The sequence below is a fragment of the Lactobacillus johnsonii ATCC 33200 genome (assembly GCF_000159355.1).
Classification (GTDB): Bacteria; Bacillota; Bacilli; order Lactobacillales; family Lactobacillaceae; genus Lactobacillus; species Lactobacillus johnsonii.
Map to the genome: position 1 here is coordinate 206,063 of NZ_GG670121.1, position 17,223 is coordinate 223,285.

20 protein-coding genes and 1 riboswitch are annotated in these 17,223 nt (G+C 35.1%); of the genes, 7 read left to right on the forward strand and 13 right to left on the reverse strand.

Translation table 11 applies throughout. The features are described from left to right. Nucleotides 1–53 precede the first annotated feature (53 nt). From HMPREF0528_RS06100 to HMPREF0528_RS06125, 6 genes are all read right to left on the reverse strand, one after another. Nucleotides 54–569 carry a phosphotransferase-like protein gene (locus HMPREF0528_RS06100; RefSeq protein WP_004895957.1) on the reverse strand — a complete coding sequence of 172 codons (516 nt, stop codon included), beginning with the start codon at nucleotides 567–569 and terminating at the stop codon, nucleotides 54–56. Further along, nucleotides 566–1,039, reverse strand: coding sequence for a methylated-DNA--[protein]-cysteine S-methyltransferase (locus HMPREF0528_RS06105; protein WP_004895958.1), 474 nt, complete (start codon nucleotides 1,037–1,039; stop codon nucleotides 566–568). The genes HMPREF0528_RS06100 and HMPREF0528_RS06105 overlap by 4 nt, the downstream gene beginning before the upstream one ends. 197 nt (nucleotides 1,040–1,236) lie before the next feature. Further along, complete coding sequence (locus HMPREF0528_RS06110) at nucleotides 1,237–1,995, reverse strand: MFS transporter (RefSeq protein WP_236691938.1); 759 nt, start codon at nucleotides 1,993–1,995, stop codon at nucleotides 1,237–1,239. Nucleotides 1,996–2,034: 39 nt separating this feature from the next. Further along, a complete protein-coding gene (locus HMPREF0528_RS06115; protein ID WP_004895960.1) occupies nucleotides 2,035–2,739 on the reverse strand; it encodes a B3/B4 domain-containing protein in 705 nt (234 codons plus the stop codon). Between the two features lie 170 nt (nucleotides 2,740–2,909). After that, nucleotides 2,910–3,410 (reverse strand): GNAT family N-acetyltransferase, encoded by a 501-nt coding sequence (locus HMPREF0528_RS06120; protein WP_004895961.1) that lies wholly within the window; start codon nucleotides 3,408–3,410, stop codon nucleotides 2,910–2,912. Nucleotides 3,411–3,583: 173 nt separating this feature from the next. After that, on the reverse strand, nucleotides 3,584–4,261 hold the full coding sequence (locus tag HMPREF0528_RS06125) for a YncE family protein (protein ID WP_004895963.1): 678 nt from the start codon (nucleotides 4,259–4,261) through the stop codon (nucleotides 3,584–3,586). Between the two features lie 415 nt (nucleotides 4,262–4,676). Here HMPREF0528_RS06125 and HMPREF0528_RS09100 point away from each other — a divergent pair, with 415 nt between their 5' ends. Continuing rightward, a complete protein-coding gene (locus tag HMPREF0528_RS09100; protein WP_080545357.1) occupies nucleotides 4,677–4,796 on the forward strand; it encodes a putative holin-like toxin in 120 nt (39 codons plus the stop codon). Nucleotides 4,797–4,926: 130 nt separating this feature from the next. Here HMPREF0528_RS09100 and HMPREF0528_RS06130 read toward each other — a convergent pair whose 3' ends face one another. Together HMPREF0528_RS06130 and HMPREF0528_RS06135 are read right to left on the reverse strand one after the other, a co-directional pair. After that, on the reverse strand, nucleotides 4,927–5,436 hold the full coding sequence (locus tag HMPREF0528_RS06130) for a YbhB/YbcL family Raf kinase inhibitor-like protein (protein ID WP_004895964.1): 510 nt from the start codon (nucleotides 5,434–5,436) through the stop codon (nucleotides 4,927–4,929). 162 nt (nucleotides 5,437–5,598) lie between these two features. Then, on the reverse strand, nucleotides 5,599–6,231 hold the full coding sequence (locus tag HMPREF0528_RS06135) for a TetR/AcrR family transcriptional regulator (RefSeq protein WP_004895965.1): 633 nt from the start codon (nucleotides 6,229–6,231) through the stop codon (nucleotides 5,599–5,601). 155 nt (nucleotides 6,232–6,386) lie between these two features. Here HMPREF0528_RS06135 and HMPREF0528_RS06140 point away from each other — a divergent pair, with 155 nt between their 5' ends. Continuing rightward, nucleotides 6,387–6,779, forward strand: coding sequence for a hypothetical protein (locus tag HMPREF0528_RS06140; RefSeq protein WP_004895966.1), 393 nt, complete (start codon nucleotides 6,387–6,389; stop codon nucleotides 6,777–6,779). 90 nt (nucleotides 6,780–6,869) lie between these two features. Here the strand turns inward: HMPREF0528_RS06140 and guaA are convergent, their stop codons facing one another. Further along, nucleotides 6,870–8,423, reverse strand: a complete 1,554-nt coding sequence (gene guaA, locus HMPREF0528_RS06145; protein ID WP_004895967.1) for a glutamine-hydrolyzing GMP synthase — start codon at nucleotides 8,421–8,423, stop codon at nucleotides 6,870–6,872. Nucleotides 8,424–8,682: 259 nt separating this feature from the next. Here guaA and HMPREF0528_RS09615 point away from each other — a divergent pair, with 259 nt between their 5' ends. The 4 genes from HMPREF0528_RS09615 to HMPREF0528_RS06160 all read left to right on the forward strand — a co-directional run bounded on the left by HMPREF0528_RS09615 (nucleotide 8,683) and on the right by HMPREF0528_RS06160 (nucleotide 11,495). Further along, nucleotides 8,683–8,892 carry a hypothetical protein gene (locus tag HMPREF0528_RS09615; RefSeq protein WP_004895968.1) on the forward strand — a complete coding sequence of 70 codons (210 nt, stop codon included), beginning with the start codon at nucleotides 8,683–8,685 and terminating at the stop codon, nucleotides 8,890–8,892. 123 nt (nucleotides 8,893–9,015) lie between these two features. Continuing rightward, complete coding sequence (locus HMPREF0528_RS09620) at nucleotides 9,016–9,426, forward strand: hypothetical protein (protein WP_004895969.1); 411 nt, start codon at nucleotides 9,016–9,018, stop codon at nucleotides 9,424–9,426. Further along, nucleotides 9,419–9,517, forward strand: a riboswitch (purine riboswitch). It overlaps the preceding gene by 8 nt. 70 nt (nucleotides 9,518–9,587) lie before the next feature. Next, nucleotides 9,588–10,166, forward strand: coding sequence for a xanthine phosphoribosyltransferase (locus HMPREF0528_RS06155; protein ID WP_004895970.1), 579 nt, complete (start codon nucleotides 9,588–9,590; stop codon nucleotides 10,164–10,166). Then, nucleotides 10,167–11,495: a nucleobase:cation symporter-2 family protein gene (locus HMPREF0528_RS06160; protein ID WP_004895971.1), complete on the forward strand. Its 1,329-nt coding sequence runs from the start codon at nucleotides 10,167–10,169 to the stop codon at nucleotides 11,493–11,495. It begins immediately after the preceding gene. A gap of 73 nt (nucleotides 11,496–11,568) precedes the next feature. Here HMPREF0528_RS06160 and murA read toward each other — a convergent pair whose 3' ends face one another. The 4 genes from murA to HMPREF0528_RS06180 form a co-directional block, all read right to left on the reverse strand. Next, on the reverse strand, nucleotides 11,569–12,834 hold the full coding sequence (murA, locus tag HMPREF0528_RS06165) for a UDP-N-acetylglucosamine 1-carboxyvinyltransferase (protein WP_004895972.1): 1,266 nt from the start codon (nucleotides 12,832–12,834) through the stop codon (nucleotides 11,569–11,571). Nucleotides 12,835–12,965: 131 nt separating this feature from the next. Next, on the reverse strand, nucleotides 12,966–14,588 hold the full coding sequence (gene pyrG, locus HMPREF0528_RS06170) for a CTP synthase (protein ID WP_034525274.1): 1,623 nt from the start codon (nucleotides 14,586–14,588) through the stop codon (nucleotides 12,966–12,968). Nucleotides 14,589–14,718: 130 nt separating this feature from the next. Beyond that, nucleotides 14,719–15,261 (reverse strand): DNA-directed RNA polymerase subunit delta, encoded by a 543-nt coding sequence (rpoE, locus tag HMPREF0528_RS06175; RefSeq protein WP_012845594.1) that lies wholly within the window; start codon nucleotides 15,259–15,261, stop codon nucleotides 14,719–14,721. 48 nt (nucleotides 15,262–15,309) lie between these two features. Then, nucleotides 15,310–15,729, reverse strand: a complete 420-nt coding sequence (locus tag HMPREF0528_RS06180; RefSeq protein ID WP_034525275.1) for a YwiB family protein — start codon at nucleotides 15,727–15,729, stop codon at nucleotides 15,310–15,312. A gap of 112 nt (nucleotides 15,730–15,841) precedes the next feature. Between HMPREF0528_RS06180 and HMPREF0528_RS06185 the strand changes: the two genes are divergently transcribed. Continuing rightward, the gene (locus HMPREF0528_RS06185; RefSeq protein ID WP_004895976.1) at nucleotides 15,842–17,206 is read left to right on the forward strand and encodes an HD domain-containing protein; all 1,365 of its coding nucleotides are present in this window, start codon (nucleotides 15,842–15,844) and stop codon (nucleotides 17,204–17,206) included. The last annotated feature ends 17 nt before the right edge of the window (nucleotides 17,207–17,223 follow it).

The window sequence follows — 17,223 nt, forward strand, 5'->3', positions numbered from 1 at the left end:
ATAAGATTTATATTCCCCAGTTACTTAATAATCGGCTAAGGATCTTTACTCTTTTAATTATCTAAATCAATATCAATCTTATATTGCTCATTAATTAGCACATAGTTTGACCTATATTTTTTAGCTCCTTGTAAATAATCTGCATTGTCTTTCAAGACATCCTCTATTGAACACTCATCGTCTAACCTATTTTCGATTTTATTTGCATACTTTTTGATATTTGCAAAATTATTCTCGACATATTTTTCACTCATTACAAGGCAATAATATTTAATCCGCTCTAAATATTTTTCATTAAAATCATTCTGCCAATCAAAAGGAATGTAACATCCCTCAATAATTAAATTCTGTCCATTCTCAATCACAATTTTAATTATTTCTCGCACAATCGGCCACAAATAGTCCGTAAGTTGATCATCATCTTCAGGTGTGAGCTTTGTGTAACTACCACGAATCATTCCCATTTTTAAATGATCAATAGATAGATATGGATATTTATATTTTTCAAGTAAACACTGTGCCAGAGTAGTTTTTCCAGTATGTGATGCACCAGTTATTAAAACAATCATTTATTTTTTCTCTCAAGTTCAAGTAAAAACTTCTTTATTTTAACGCCATATGCATAGCCAGTTAGACTTCCATCTGCGCCAACAACGCGGTGACAGGGAACCAAAATCATAATCGAATTATTATGATTGGCCATTCCAATAGCTCTTGAAGCCTTGGGCTTGTCTATTAGTTTAGCAATTTCGCCGTAAGTTTTTGTCTCACCATAAGGAATTTGTTTAAGTTCTTGCCACACTTTCTTTTGAAATTGTGTTCCTTCTTGCTTCAAAGGAAGATCAAATTTTTTTCTTTTTCCAGCAAAATACTCTGCTAGCTCTACTTTACACTCTTGAGCTAACTTATTTGCTGCTTCATTTCCCACTATATTTTCTTCATGATCAGTAGGTTTTGCGCTGACTATTGCTTTATCGGTAGCAATTATCTGCAGTAATCCTATTGGTGTGGTTACGGTTAATTTGCTAATCTCGCTCATTTTTATCCTCCTTTTTTATTATTTTAGTTAACCAAATACAAGAAAACTATTCAATTTCATGAGTAGCTTATTTTTATCGCTCTTGCTTTTTAATCCCAAAAATCAACAAAGTTGCCAACAATGTAACTAATATCGTTGTACCAAGTGACCACTGGTAGCCACTGATAACAGATCCTGTCTGATCTTGAACCAGATTTTTAGTTGTTACTGCCAGTGCCGTACAGAAGGAGTGGCTTCCCTATCTTAAATTGGCGTTTAATAAAGATCATAATAAAAGCTATTCCAACAAGTGCAAATAAAGCTGTATAAATTCCATTACTATCGCTTTCACCTAAACGTCCTAAGCTATAGAGTAGTGATCCAAGACCTACAATTGCATAAAGTACTGACTGAAAATCTGCACTTATCTTCTTAGGTTCGAGCAAATTTTCAACAAAAAATTGTGTACAGATTAAGGTCAAAATGGTAAATGGCAACAACACAATAAAGAGCATGCGCCAGTCATAAAATTCTAAGATTACTCCTGATAAAGTCGGCCCAATTGCTAGTCCCAAGTTAATGATGATACCCGCAATCCCAATGGCAAGACCACGATTTTTAGCCGGAATGATGATTGTCAATACATTCGTAACCAACGGCATATTGATCCCCACAGCAATGGCTTGAACTAAGCGCCCAAGCAACAAAAATGTGAAGTTTGGCGCAAAAGTTGAAATTAAAGTTCCAATTAAGAAGATGCCCATTGTCATTGTAAATAAACGCTTCAAAGGAAAACGATGCATGAAAAATGCGGCTAGAGGCATTATCATTCCTGCCACCAACATATATCCCGTGTTCAGCCATTGCGCACTCATTTGGCTGACATGTGTTTCTTCCATAATCATTGGTAAGCCGTTGTTCATCAACGTTTCTGCCAAAGTCGTAATAAAACTTCCTAGCAAAAGCGTGGCCATCATTAAATTTACTTTGCTGCGATTATTCTTTATTGCCATTAATTACTCCCATTCAAATTCTGGATGATTACGATCTACAGACCCGACTTGCGTTTTTACACCAAAAATTTCAGCAACCCTAATTGCTAGATCTGTTCGTGCTTTATTTACAATATCTTTATTCACATCTGTAAAGCCATAAATTGGAAAGAAAACATCGCGAGTTTGATCAATGATTTTGCCGTGCTCGCTTTGACACCAAGTCCATCTACGCGTTCTCACATATTTCCCTACTGCATAAAAAACTTCCTCTTCATCAGGTTCTTCTATTTTATCTGTACCAAGTGGAATAAAGTTATCACCAGGTTGAGCCACACGCATCATAATATTATCTTCAATCCCATCTAAACTATGCGTCCCCATGAATAGCGTGTACTTCAGTGAAATCGCATTATTTAGATCAACAAGTGGATTAATATGCGGTAAATCTTTTCCTTTTGATAAACGTTTAAACAAAGCTTCGGCAGAACAAGGATAACGATTAGGATTAATACCAATTTTTCTAAAAGCTTCGCGATAGGGAATAATTTCCTCATTTTCCTTAACATTCACACCATCAAATCTTTCTTGTGAGAAGTTCATGTATTTATTGAGAAGCTCATTAATTTTAGGATAATCCTGACTATTATCGACTTCCTTTGCCACTACAACCCCTACATACAAATTTGGTAATTTTTCAAAAATCTCAGGTGTAACTATAAATTTCATAAATATCCTCCTTAACAAAAAAAGCTGGATAAGAAACCCGCCGCAATGCGACGCTCTTATCCAGCTTGTATCAGTTTACAAACCCTCTGAACTTAAAAAGTATTTGATTTTGAATAATTGTATCAGTAAGGCTGATGATTGGTCAAGACTCTATTGATTGTACAAAATATTTATCTCAATTCCCTCACCATATTGTAGCTACTTACGTCTTCTGGATCAGGGATATCATCACTAGTCTTGCCTTCGTTGACAAAGCCACGCGTTTCATAAAAATGGAAGAGCTTAGGTAAACAAGTCAGTGTAACTGCACCTCTATCCTGGGCTTGAGCAATCTTGCATAATTCTTCAATTAAAGCTGATGCAATTCCCTGCTTACGATATTCTTTTCTAGTCGCCAAACTCAAAATTGTTTGATAAGGATACTGTGCATTATTCGATTGATTTTTAAAATAGAGCTCATCCTTAATGTAGCGATCTTTACTTACTGGACCAAAAACGTGGCCCACTACTTTTCCATCAACTTCTGCAACTAAAAAAGTATCTGAGTAATTTTCAATCCGGCCGATCATATCCTTACGCGTCATTTCTTCTGACATATGAAAAGCACTCGATTCAAGCTCAACACTTGCATCTAGATCATCCATTTTTACAGTACGAATATTTAATGTCATCTATTTTTCTCACTCTTATGTTTTCTATTTTTGTTTAATATTCCTCTTGATAGCTATTCCTTACTATTTTTGAGCCCCTTGAATTTAACTTTTAACTTAATTACTCGATCCATATGCAGTAAATTAGGATTTTGACGGTACAATGCTGTAGCAGATTCAAACAACATATAAATTTAACCATCTTGCATTTTATCCTTTTTAAATAGTCCTTTTTTATTAAGTTTATAGGCAAAAAGTTGATCACCTCGGACTTTATCGAAGTAGCCGATATAGAGTTTATTCTTATGATAAGTCATATAAGATGTTCGAAGTGGTACTAATAAGTTAGTACCATGTTCAAATTTTATTGGCTTTTTCTGTTTCTTAAAATTATATTTTTCAATTTCTTTCAGCGTTACCGATTGCACTTGTGCTCGCTGTTCCTGATTAATAGTGGCTACCCATAAACGCTTATGATCTTCGTCATAAGTAATTCCCCCAACATGATCAATATTATTTAAGGCAATTGTTTTTACAAAGCGACCAGTCTTAAAATCTAATACCCAAAGAACTGAATCAAAGGTCTTGCTTTTACTATACGCTGAAATAATCAAATATTTATGGTCAATAATTGCTAAGCCTTGTGGATCCATATCATATGCAATCCCTGGTTGTCCCTGACCAGGAGGAGTATATTTAATTGCTGCTGACTGAATCAAACCGGGAATCACATAGCAAGTTGGTTTTTGCTTAAAATTCAAGTTTTTATAAATATCTGGATAATTTTGGGATAATAAATTTTTGAATTCTTTAGTTGGATAAGAAGCTGAACGAGTACTAGTGTTATCAATTAAAGCAGGTTGGGGCTTCAATTTATGATGTGGAGTTTTCTTTTTAGAATTATTCCACCATGTAAAAATACCTATACATATTATTAAAACTATTCCAATTGTAACCCAATAATTAACTCTTTTTAGAATTTTTTTCTTTCAAAAATTCCTCCACCTTACTCCAAATAAGTTTTCTCTTTTAACTCTATCATATCAATAATTTTACTATAGTTTAGTATCAGCTACTTACGATGATACTTTTCAAAGTGAACTATTTTTTGGATATAATTATGGTAAAAGCCCGCAAATTAATTGTGAGCTTTTTGACTAATCTATATTCTTTTGCAAACAAATTTTCGCTATAATTATATCCGCAGAAAGTTTTATGAGCGGTGGCTGTTTTTCCTCCCGAAGGTGAGGCCTATGGTCCGACATCAATTGGAAAGGGTTCAGCCTAATGAGTGTTTACGATGCCATCTCGTTAATGCTATTGTTTGGTACTTTTTTGTTAGCATTGCTAACATATATCGAAACCACAACAAAAAATAAAAAACGCCGCTCAATATATAACTTTTGACCGAGTTATTGAGTAAGCGTTTGCCAAAACTATAATTTTGTTACCGCTCTTAAAGCGGGCTGCAAAGGAGATCTTATGATCTCCTTTTTCTTTATCTAAATTATAGCATATTTATTAGTAACTTCGACTTTTATTTTGCTTTACTTGGAACTGAAATAGTCGCACTATCAATTATATGACCTTCCATCTCACGCAAAAAGTCGTTTAACCAATAACCTTCTTTTAGATCAAGTTTTGTGTCTAATGCATACACGGTTAAGGTGTAATAGTGCGTCTTATCAGGAGGCATCGGACCTGTATAGCCTTCAACTGGGCCAGAATTTTCACCCAAAAACTTGCTAATATTACTATTATTTCCTTGAACAAAATCAAGGCTGCTATTCTTAGAATGACTAATATTAGCTGGAACATCTCGAACCGGAAGATTGGCAGCTAACCAGTGAATCCAAGTAAATCCACAGACTGGAACTGAATCAAAATCTCTAAAATACACAGCTAAAGTTTTTGCCTTATCAGGCGCATCAGTAATAAAAATTGGAAAAGATCTACTAGGCTTCCCTTCAATCTTTTGATCAGCATTGGCAAATTTACCGTAGCAATCTGGAATAAATCCATTCATAGTTGGAATTTCTATTTTCATTGACGTATCCCCTAAAACTTCGTTTTTTAATTACTATTCTTTTTATGCTACTTCATATTTAAGTACAATTATTTCTCAATTGCCAACAAAACCACTTCATTCAATACTTTAGCCAGTTATCGTGGAGTTCAGCCTAGTATACTATAAATTATTTTATCGTCTCTATTTTTTATTTATATTCATGGAAGCTATCGGTGACTCACGTAAAAATGTAAGTATACTTTGACGAACGTCATATGGAGCTAATCTATCGCTGTATTCAAGCAAGACTCTTACCATACCAATGATGCTATATACAAATACCTGCACACTAATCATCATTCTCATTTGGTCTTTTTCGTCCATTTTTAACTCATCAATATGTTTCATCTGGCTCATACGTTTCATAATTTTCTCACAACCAGTGTGGAAAATCATATTATAGAAACGCGTATCCCCATTATCAGATAACAAGAGTTGAATCTCTTTTTTATGCGCATAACAGAACTCAATGGTATTTTTTGTTGCATTTAAAATAGTCTCTAACTGATCTTCAAAAGGCACATCTAAATCAAGATCTCCTAGTGAATCACGATCTTTTTCAACATTTTTTAGATACTCTGCCATAAAGCTATCTTCTATATCTCTTAGCAAATCATTGACATCTGAATAATATTGATAAAACGTTCTAGTACTTACGCCAGCCTTATCAATAATATCTTTTACTTTTAGCTCATGCACACTCTTATCTTCTAAGCAGCTTAAAAGAGCAGTAATTAAATTATTCTTTGTATTCTGCACCCTAATATCACTCAAACTTTTTCCTCACTTCTCTTTCCTGGATAACTTACTCTCTGTAACTTTCTTTGAGGTAATTATTTTTTCTTTTTCAACTTAGTTAACAGTCATTGTTTTTACTTTTTTCAATTTATATACTTTAGGTGCAATAGTAAGAATAGGAATTGATAGCGATGATTAACTTAGATAGCAATGACTATGTCATTAACAAAAAAGATCAAAAATTACTTAAACAATTTGAAAAACAAGTTCTAAACTCTCAAATCTTATATCCTTTTCATCCGATTAGACATATCAACTGCGAATTTTTCCACTTTATTAAAGGCTCAGGAAAAGACTTATTACTTGATTTTGTAATGCAACCTAAAAAACGTAATGTAATTTTTTCTGAGCTACTATTTATTAGTTACAAATACTTAGCTAAGGTCAGATATGACATTGATGACTATTTTCTTAGAAAAAATTGGGTTAATCTGATTAATGTCTCATATACCAATGACATTATTACCGATGTTTCATCTTTCCTAACTAAGATTGATGAAGCAAATAAGCTTGAGTTTAATTAAGTACTATAAAAGCCTATTAAATCATGGTTCATCAATACAAAGATTTAATAGGCTTCTTTCATTTATATTCTTTTTTCAGAGATGAGTCTCTTATTCCCATTCAATAGTGGAAGGTGGCTTACTGGTAATATCGTAAACTACGCGGTTAATGTGGTCACATTCATCTACGATTCTAGTAGAAATCTTACTTAATACATCCCATGGAATTTGGGCAAAGTCAGCAGTCATCCCATCAATTGAAGTTACGGCACGAATACCGATAGTGTAGTCATAAGTACGACCATCCCCCATAACACCAACTGAACGAATACCTGGCAAAACTGTGAAGTATTGCCAAATATCTTCTTGAAGACCAGCATTCTTGATTTCTTCACGTAAAATAGCATCTGATTCACGCACGATCTTCAGCTTGTCTTCAGTAACTTCGCCAATAACACGAATACCAAGACCTGGACCTGGGAATGGTTGACGCCATACTAAGTCATGAGGAATACCGAGCTTTTCACCAAGTTCACGAACTTCATCCTTGAATAGCTTACGAAGTGGTTCAATTAATTCGAAGTGCATGTCTTCAGGAAGACCACCAACATTATGGTGTGACTTAATAGTTTGAGCGGTATTCGTTCCAGACTCAATAACGTCAGTATATAGAGTACCTTGGGCCAAGAAGTCGACATCTTTTAACTTTTTAGCTTCTTCGTTGAAGACTTCGATAAATTCTTTACCGATGATCTTACGTTTTTGTTCAGGATCAGTTACTCCCTTAAGCCTATTCAAAAAACGCTCTTGGGCATTCACGCGAATAATATTAACGCCAAGATCCTTGTTCAAAGCTTGCATTACTTGATCGCCTTCGTCTTTACGAAGCATCCCGTGATCAACAAAAATTGCAGTTAATTGATCACCAATTGCCTTGTGAAGAAGAGTAGCAGTAACACTAGAATCAACCCCACCGGAAAGGCCCAAGATAACCTTCTTATCGCCAACTTTTTGACGAATTTCATCAACTTGCATCTCGATAAAGTCATCCATAGTCCAGTTAGCTTCGGCACCACAAACCTTAAAGGCGAAGTTCTTCAAAATATCTAAACCATACTCTGAATTACGAACTTCGGCATGGAATTGAATTCCGTAGAATTTCTTCTCATCGTTAGCAATTGCAGAAATTGGACAGTTCTTACTCTTAGAAGTTACAGTAAAGCCTTCTGGAGCCTTAGTTACTAAGTCACCATGACTCATCCAAACGTATTGTTCTCTTGGCAAGCCCTCAAATAAAACTGCATTAGGATCAATTACCTCAATATCAGCACGACCATATTCGGAATTATCAGCCTTTTCAACCTTACCGCCCAAATCGTAACTCATGAGTTGCATCCCATAACAAATCCCCAAAATTGGAATACCAAGCTTGAAAATTTCAGGATCAACTTTTAAAGCACCCTTGTCATAAACACTGTTTGGACCACCGGAAAAAATAATTCCCTTAGGGGCCATTTCTTTAATCTTTTCAATACTTAAGTCATGTGGTAAAAGTTCTGAATAGATACCAAAGTCACGAATTCGACGAGTAATCAATTGGTTATATTGACTACCAAAATCAAGCACAATAATCTTGTCAAAATCATTTAGATTAGTCTTAGCCACAATTTTCTCCTTCTAAAAAATAATTTATCCCTATTTACTAGAAACTTTACTAAGAAAAATTCAATTGGTCAATCATTAATTTATTTTTTAACTTCACAAGCATCAAAATAGCGCTTTGATAATTTGTATATAAAAATTGAAGTAAAACTATACTATTCAATTTTTATATACAAAAGAGGTGATACCTATATCTCAAACAAAATACTTATCTCCATCTTCGGTTCAAGATTTCTTATCTGCTAGGAAGCGCAGTTCTACGTTGATTGCTATTGGCGTCATGCTATGTATTTTCTCACCAATTACTTTATTAATCTTAATCAGACTAACAAGATTAGATATCTTAACTTCATCGATTAATTTTGCAACAGGAATTGATGTAATTGTTCTAATACTTCTAGTTGCAGCCGCTGTGGCTCTCTTTATTGCAGGAAATCACTGGCTAAAAGTTCACGAAAATTTCGAGTATTAAGAATGTAATCTTTCTGAAGAAACAAAAGAGCAAGTTCTTAAATTAAGTAAAGAATATGAAAATCAACACCTAGTTCTAAAGATTATTGGCATTACTTTTTGTATTTTATCTGCTATTCCACTTATGACTGGCTCTTTATTTATTGGTTCTCTTTCAAATAGCCAAATTGATGACCTAATGACTGGTCTTTCAACTGCTACGATTTTTCTTATAGGAATTGGTGTCTTTTTCTTAGTCAAAACTAATATTGCTCGTGATAGTTTTAATATTATTTTGCAAATAGAAGACTATACTACTGAGAAAAAGGCCAGCAAAAAAATAATTGAAAAATATGCCACTATTTATTGGATGACTATTTCTTTTATCTATCTTGCTTATAGTTTCATTAGCAAGAATTGGAGCCAAAGCTGGATTATTTGGCCACTTGCTGGAATTGCATATGGAATTCTTGAGGCAATCCTTTCTTTTCAATTTCAGAATAATACATCAAAAAAAGAGGCCTTGTGTTCGGAAAATTATTCTGCTACACTCTAGATATCAAAATATCTATATATCGTCGTAATAAGGTCGACAGTTTCTACCCGGAACCAATTAATTCTGGACTATAGGTAATCGATGTCATAAGTAGCACTACAAAGGACTTCTTTTACCCTAATTTACGGGTAGAAGAAGTCTTTTTTTGCAGGAGGATAAAATTGAAATTACTTGAGGAACGGATTCGTAAAGATGGAGAAGTATTAGATGGCAATGTTTTAAAAATTAACTCTTTTCTAAATCATCAAGTCGATCCGCAACTTATGATGGAAGTCGGTAAGGAATTTAAGCGTTTATTCGAAAACGAAGAAATTACTAAAGTTCTTACTTGTGAAGCTTCAGGAATTGCTCCTGGTATTATGGCTGCATATCAGTTAGGAGTTCCAATGGTTTTTGCGAGAAAGAAAAAACCTTCAACTCTTAATGATGCTGTTTATTGGGCAGAAGTATTTTCTTACACTAAAAAAGTTAATAATAAAATTTGTGTTGAAAAGAAATTCTTGAGCAGTGACGATCACTTATTAATTATTGATGACTTCTTAGCCCATGGAGAAGCTGTTAAAGGGATGCTTAATATTGCAGATCAAGCAAATGCAACTGTAGCTGGTGTTGGTGTAGTTGTAGCTAAAGAATTCCAAGGTGGCAGCGAATGGGTTAAAGATCATGGCTACCGTCTTGAAGCCTTAGCTAGAATTTCTGATTTTGAAAACAATCAAGTGCATTTTGTAGGAGAAGAATAAATGAAGCACACACAAGTTAACCACAAAAAAGCTGCTTTACTAGGTCTACAACATTTACTCGCAATGTATTCGGGAGCAATTGCCGTTCCCCTTTTAATTGGAACTGCCTTGAAATTCAACTCCACTCAGATGACTTATCTAGTTTCAATCGACATTTTCATGTGTGGTTTAGCAACTGCTCTCCAGCTTCTACGTAATCGTTATTTTGGAATTGGCCTACCTGTTGTTTTAGGGTGTGCTATTCAAGCTGTAGCTCCTCTTCAAATGATTGGGAAAAAATTCACCATTGGTACTATGTATGGTGCAATCATCGTAGCGGGGATTTTCGTATTTTTAGTAGCAGGCTATTTTTCTAAAATCAAAAAGCTCTTTCCACCAGTTGTAACGGGAAGCTTAATTACAGTAATTGGACTTTCCTTAATTCCGGTTTCTATTCAAAATCTTGGTGGGGGCAATTCTACAGCTAAAAACTTCGGTGATCCTAAAAATCTTTTAACTGGCTTTATAACTGTAGCAATTATTCTTGTCCTTCAAGTTTGGGGCAAAGGATTTATCAAATCCATCGCTGTTTTAGTGGGATTAATTGCAGGAACATTAATTGCCAGTACTCTTGGTATGGTTTCACTTACTCCAGTTGCTCAAGCTTCTTGGTTCCACTTACCTCAACCTTTTTACTTTGGAATGCCACAGTTTGAGTGGTCATCCAGTTTAACAATGATTATCATTGCTCTCGTTTCAATGGTAGAATCTACCGGAGTATTCTTTGCTATTGGCGATTTACTCCACAAAGACATCACTAGTGATGACCTTAAAAAGGGTTATCGTGCTGAAGGGCTCGCACAGATCCTGGGCGGAATCTTTAACACATTCCCCTACACTACTTTTTCACAAAATGTAGGTTTACTGGAATTATCAGGTATTACCACAAAAAGACCAATTTACTGGGCATCAGGATTTTTAATGTTAATGGGACTACTCCCTAAATTTGGTGCTCTAGTAACTATCATCCCTGACTCTGTCTTAGGCGGCGCTATGCTTGTGATGTTTACAATGATTGCCGTCCAAGGAATGAGAATGCTAAAGAGAGTAGACTTTGAGGATACTCGTAATATCCTAATCGTAGCTATTTCAATTGGTCTCGGATTAGGTGTTACTGTTTATCCACAAGTTTTCCAAGCTTTACCAGAAACTATTCAATTATTCCTTGGAAATGGTATTGTTGTAGCAAGCTTAAGTGCTACGATTCTCAATTTACTATTTAAAGGAAAATCTGGCTTAGAAGAGCAACATATTCCTGCTGCCCCAGAAAAAATTGAAGTACAAAGCTAAATAAAAATATTTTCTTAAAACCAATAAAAAAGGACTTGGAGATTCCAAGCCCTTTTTTAATGTTCTATTTTAATTAAACATCAATCACAGATACCTCTGCACCTAGTTGACGCAACTTTTGTTCAATTCTATCATAGCCACGCAAAATGTTTCCTGCATTTGAAATGATAGTTTCACCACCTGCCATTAAGCCAGCAAGCATCAAACAAGCTCCTGCTCTAATTTCACCAGCACTAACATGTGCTCCATGCAAATGATGAGTTGGATGAACTAAGATAATATTATCTTCTACTTGAATATTAGCACCCATCTTCTGAAGTTCAGGAATATGACCAACACGCTTAGGATATATTTGATCAATTACTACGCCTTCACCGCTCTTAGCTGTTAAAAGAAGTGGAGTAATTGGCTGCTGTAAATCAGTCGCAAATCCAGGATATACGTCAGTTCTAACTTGAATCATTTTCAAGTCACCTGCTGGATAAACATAAAGTGAATCTTCATCAGCATCAATTACTACACCCATTTCTTCTACTTTAGCCAAGTAAGAATCTAGGTGTTCTTCGATAATATTATGAATTCTAATACCATTTCCTATGCAGGCAGCTAGAGCCACATATGTTCCAGCTTCAATTCGATCAGGAATAATAGTATGAGGAGTTTGTGCTTTTAATTCCTCTACTCCTTCAATTCGAATCACTTCAGTACCTGCACCACGAATAACAGCGCCCATATTATTCAAAAATGTAGCTAAATCAATAATTTCCGGTTCCTTAGCCGCATTTTCAATAATAGTTTGGCCCTTTGCCATTACGCTAGCCATAATTATATTCATTGTTGCGCCTACAGAAGGCATCTTTAAATGAATTTTTGCACCACGAAGCCCAGTTTTAGGAGCTGTAATGATAATTTGATCGTTTTCATTCTCAACAGTTGCACCTAATGCTTCAAAGCCTTTAATATGCTGATCAATAGGACGAGGGCCAATATCATCTCCGCCTGGAAAGCCCACCACAGCTTTACCAAAGCGACCTAATAATGCACCCATAAAGTAATAAGAAGCTCTCAAGCTCTTAATCTTTCCTGCTGGAAGGGGACTACGCTTAATGTTATCCGGATTTATTCGTAAAGTAGTTTCATGAAAATCACACTTTACATCCATTTCACTAAGTAGATCCATCAAATTATCTACATCAGCAATTCGCGGAACCCCTTCTAGGGTAACAGGAGTCCGCGAAAGTATTGACGCTGGAATCAATGCTACAGTGGAATTCTTAGCACCGCCGATCCATACGTCGCCCTTCAGGGGCTTTCCACCATGAATAATCATCTGTTTCATTGGGGAAACAATCCTTTTCTCTATTTGTAATACCCAAATGTATCACAAAATATATTAAATGAAAAACTCAAAAAAAACAAGAGAAGCCGAGGATTATGGCTCTCTTGTTACCGAAATTTAATTTTTAAAGTCTAGTTAAAATGTTGTGCTGGAAGACCACTTGCTGCACCAATAAATGCTTTAAATAATCCTTCTGGTCTTTGTGGACGACTTAAAAATTCTGGATGATATTGAGCTGCGATAAAGAATTTTTTATTTGGAATTTCAATAATTTCTACTAAATGATTATCTGGAGAAACACCAGAGAAGACCATGCCTGCCTTTTCAAATGCTTCACGATATTCATTATTGAATTCATAACGGTGACGGTGTCTTTCTTGAATTACATCTTGGTCATCATATGCTTCACGGGTCTTAGTGCCCTTCTTTAAAGCTGCTGGGTATAGACCTAAACGAAGCGTACCACCAATATTTTCTTCATCACGCTTGTCAGCCATAATATCAATAATATTATTCTTAGTGTCTGGATTAGCTTCTGCACTATTAGCATCTTTTAAGCCGAGTACATTTCTGGCAAATTCAACGCTTGCCATTTGCATACCTAAGCAGATTCCTAAAAATGGGATATCGTGTTCACGGGCATATTCAATTGAAGTAATCATACCTTCAAGACCACGTGTACCAAAACCACCAGGTACAATTAATCCATCTGAATCCTTCATAATTTCTGCAATATTGTCTTCAGTAATGTCTTCTGCTTGAACCTTATTTACCTTAATTTTAGTGTCATATAAGTAGCCAGCGTGTTGCAATGCATCAGTAACAGAAATATATGCATCTTCAAGTTCTACATACTTACCTACTAAGGTAATGGTAGTTTCGTGCTTTAAGTTCTTTGCACGTTCATCTAATTTCTTCCAAACTTCCATATCTGCTTCTGGCTTTGGACTCTCCAAGTGTAAAAAGTCGCAAACCTTTTGATCCATACCTTGAGCTTGAAAAGCAAGTGGTAAATCAAAAAGTGAAGGAGCATCAATAGATTCAATAATGCAGTCTACTGGAACATCAGTAAAGGTAGAAATCTTATTTTTTAACTCTTGAGCAATTGGTTTCTCAGCTCTTAAAACAAGCATATTTGGTTGAATACCAATACTTCTAAGTTCGGCAACTGAATGTTGTGTTGGCTTAGTTTTCATTTCGTGAGCAGCATGAAGATAAGGTACTAATGTACAGTGAATATACATTACATTTTCTTCACCAACTTCACGACGCATTTGGCGAATTGCTTCCATAAATGGAGTAGACTCGATATCACCTACGGTACCACCAATTTCAGAAATAATGACATCTGAATCGGTTGTTAAGGCAGCACGCATGATTTTTTTCTTAATCATGTCCGTAATATGCGGAATTACTTGCACAGTTGCACCATGATAGTCACCGCGACGTTCTTTATCAAGCACTTCTTGATAAATTTTACCAGTAGTAACATTAGAATATTTACTTGTTCTAACATCAACAATTCTTTCATAGTGACCCAAGTCAAGGTCAGCTTCTGTACCATCATCGGTAACATAAACTTCCCCATGTTGATATGGATTCATTGTACCTGGATCGATATTAATGTAAGGATCAAACTTTTGCATGGTAACTTTTAAGCCACGATTTTTAAGTAAACGTCCTAAACTTGAAGCTGAAATCCCCTTACCTAGTGATGAAACAACTCCACCAGTCACAAAAATATACTTTGTCATGCCGTGCTTCCTCTCTTTTCTTTTATTCTCTGTTAAAATCAAAAAAAAGCTCCCAAATACATGGGAGCTTAATTGCACATAGAGTGCCCATACAAAATACTAAAGGGAAATTTGCTTTCCGTCAAGTACTTTACTCATCATCGTCATCAAGATCATCTTGATGAAGTTCAGATAATTGGCCTTCAATACCATCATCTAATTCATTGTCATCGGCATCATCAAGATCATCATCTGAGTAGTCGTCTTCATTAGTATCTTCTTCGTCAACATCCAAATCTTCATCTTCTGGATCATCTGAATCGTAGTCGATAATATCATCATCGTCAGAATCACCAATGAAAGCATTAACTTTCTTATGGTGTTTCTTACGTGGTACATCTTCTTCATCTTCTGGATGGTTTACTTCTTCATCAACAGATTCATATGGGAACCAAGAACGCAATGCCCAAACATTATCACCCATTGAAATGAATTCACCATCAGTGTTCATATCAGTGTAAAATTGTGGCAAACGCTCACGAATTTCTTCGTCACTCTTACCCAGAAAGTTCTGGACGGCGTTAACGATATCAGCAAAGGCCATTCGCTTGCCGCTATCTTGTAAAATTGTACGAGCAACTTCGATCATTGACAATTCGTCTTTATTTTGGCCTTGAAAATCATCTAACCCCACAGTGGCACGTCCTTTCACGTAATCAATTTATCTAAATTTGCTAAAGATCTATTCTATTATATCAATCTTTATTGCATAGTTACCTACTAAGTATAGACCAGAAAAGAGATCATATTCAACTTTTAGTTGCATCTTTCCTGGAGAAATTTCAGAAAAATTCAATTTATTAGTCAAAGACTCTAAATTCATTTGCTTACCAGAAGCTACAACCTTGCATTTTCTTTTTTCTCCTGGCTCAAATTTCATTAGCGTATGATCACCTTTAGCGTCTCCTCGTTGCATTACAAGCTCATTTGGCTTAATTAATAATTTTACTTCAACATCGCCCTCTTTATTTTTTTCCCTATATTTTATGCGCCAATCTTCGCCAACTTTTTCAATTGATCCTAAGCCATCTCTTTCAAAAACGGCTGATTCATCTTCCTGATGAATTTTACTAGTAATTTTAATCTCAACTTTCTTGCTCATATTTTCACCTTCATTCACGCCAAGATAGCCTTAAAGTAGCATTATTGTTATAATCAAATTGATTATACGTTAGCAAATTTATTTTATTATCCGAGAAAATAGTATAAGAAAAATGGAAAAATTTCAAAGTAAAAAGCTAGATCATGAAAAAGTATTAAGAGATCCAGTTCACAATTATATTCATGTTAAAGATCAAGTTATTTTAGATATCATTAATTCAAAGGAATTCCAACGTTTACGCCGAATTAAGCAATTAGGACCGGCATCTTACGTTTTTCAAGGAGCAACTCATACGCGTTTTGAACATAACCTAGGTGTTTATGAATTAACTCGAAGAATTTGTGATATCTTTGAAGAAAAGTATGTAAGTAAAGAACCAGGCGATGGATTATGGAATCCAGATGAAAGACTCTTAGCAGAATGTGCAGCTTTACTTCATGATATCGGTCATGGCCCTTATTCTCATACTTTTGAGCATCTATTTGGTACTAATCATGAAAAAATGGGCCAACAGATTATTACCGATAAAAATACTGAAGTTAATCAAGCCTTAAGAAAAGTAAGTCCTAATTTTCCAGAATTAGTAGCTAGTGTTATTGCTAAAACCTACCCTAATCCTCAGGTAGTCAAACTAATTTCAAGTCAAGCGGACGCAGATAGAATGGATTATTTATTACGCGACGCTTATTTCACTGGTGTTACTTACGGAAGCTTTGATTTAACGAGAATTTTAGAAGTAATCCGTCCATATCGTGATGGTATCTGCTTTACAGATAAAGGAATTCACTCAGTCGAAGATTACATTATTAGCCGTTACCAAATGTATCAACAAGTTTACTTTCACCGTGTCAATCGTTCAATGGAAGTTATCTTACATCACTTACTTGAAAGAGCTCAAATCATCTATGAAGAAGGCAAACTTCAAGTTACTCCTCAACTAGAAGCATTTTTAAACGGAAAATGGACTATTGAGGATTACCTTAAGTTAGATGATGGCGTAATGGAAACTAATTTCTTGCTCTGGACCAACTCAGGGGATCAAATTTTATCTGATCTTTCAAATCGTTACTTATACCGTCATCCCCTTGAAAGTGTCAAAATCAATGAAGATACTAAGAGTTTACTGCCAAAACTAAAGAATCTTATTAAACAAGCCGGTTTTGATCCTAATTACTACACTGCTACCAATTCAGCTTTTGATGAGCCATATGACGCATATAAGCCAACTGGAAAAAATGCTCACAGTCCAATTGAAATCATGCAAGCTGATGGTAGCTTAGTCGAACTATCTGAATTGAGCCCACTCGTTAAATCCTTAAATGGAACTCTCCAAGGAGATGAACGTTTCTTCTTTCCAAAAGTAATGGTTAAAGAAACTGATGAACCTCAAATTTTTGATCCAATTTATCAAGAATTCCAAAAATATATTCGAAATAATACTTTACGTTACTTACGACGTCCAAATAAAAAGAAATAAATTAAAGACGCATTGAT

Bases quoted from the DNA above. Each gene is read 5' to 3' on its own strand.
- HMPREF0528_RS06100 (WP_004895957.1), bottom strand. From the start codon at position 569: ATGATTGTTTTAATAACTGGTGCATCACATACTGGAAAAACTACTCTG.
- HMPREF0528_RS09620 (WP_004895969.1), top strand. From the start codon at position 9,016: ATGACTGGCTCTTTATTTATTGGTTCTCTTTCAAATAGCCAAATTGAT.
- HMPREF0528_RS06115 (WP_004895960.1), bottom strand. From the start codon at position 2,739: ATGAAATTTATAGTTACACCTGAGATTTTTGAAAAATTACCAAATTTG.
- HMPREF0528_RS06130 (WP_004895964.1), bottom strand. From the start codon at position 5,436: ATGAAAATAGAAATTCCAACTATGAATGGATTTATTCCAGATTGCTAC.
- pyrG (WP_034525274.1), bottom strand. From the start codon at position 14,588: ATGACAAAGTATATTTTTGTGACTGGTGGAGTTGTTTCATCACTAGGT.
- HMPREF0528_RS06185 (WP_004895976.1), top strand. From the start codon at position 15,842: ATGGAAAAATTTCAAAGTAAAAAGCTAGATCATGAAAAAGTATTAAGA.
- murA (WP_004895972.1), bottom strand. From the start codon at position 12,834: ATGAAACAGATGATTATTCATGGTGGAAAGCCCCTGAAGGGCGACGTA.
- HMPREF0528_RS06120 (WP_004895961.1), bottom strand. From the start codon at position 3,410: ATGACATTAAATATTCGTACTGTAAAAATGGATGATCTAGATGCAAGT.
- HMPREF0528_RS06140 (WP_004895966.1), top strand. From the start codon at position 6,387: ATGATTAACTTAGATAGCAATGACTATGTCATTAACAAAAAAGATCAA.
- HMPREF0528_RS06110 (WP_236691938.1), bottom strand. From the start codon at position 1,995: ATGATGGCCACGCTTTTGCTAGGAAGTTTTATTACGACTTTGGCAGAA.
- HMPREF0528_RS06180 (WP_034525275.1), bottom strand. From the start codon at position 15,729: ATGAGCAAGAAAGTTGAGATTAAAATTACTAGTAAAATTCATCAGGAA.
- HMPREF0528_RS09100 (WP_080545357.1), top strand. From the start codon at position 4,677: ATGAGTGTTTACGATGCCATCTCGTTAATGCTATTGTTTGGTACTTTT.
- HMPREF0528_RS06160 (WP_004895971.1), top strand. From the start codon at position 10,167: ATGAAGCACACACAAGTTAACCACAAAAAAGCTGCTTTACTAGGTCTA.
- HMPREF0528_RS06105 (WP_004895958.1), bottom strand. From the start codon at position 1,039: ATGAGCGAGATTAGCAAATTAACCGTAACCACACCAATAGGATTACTG.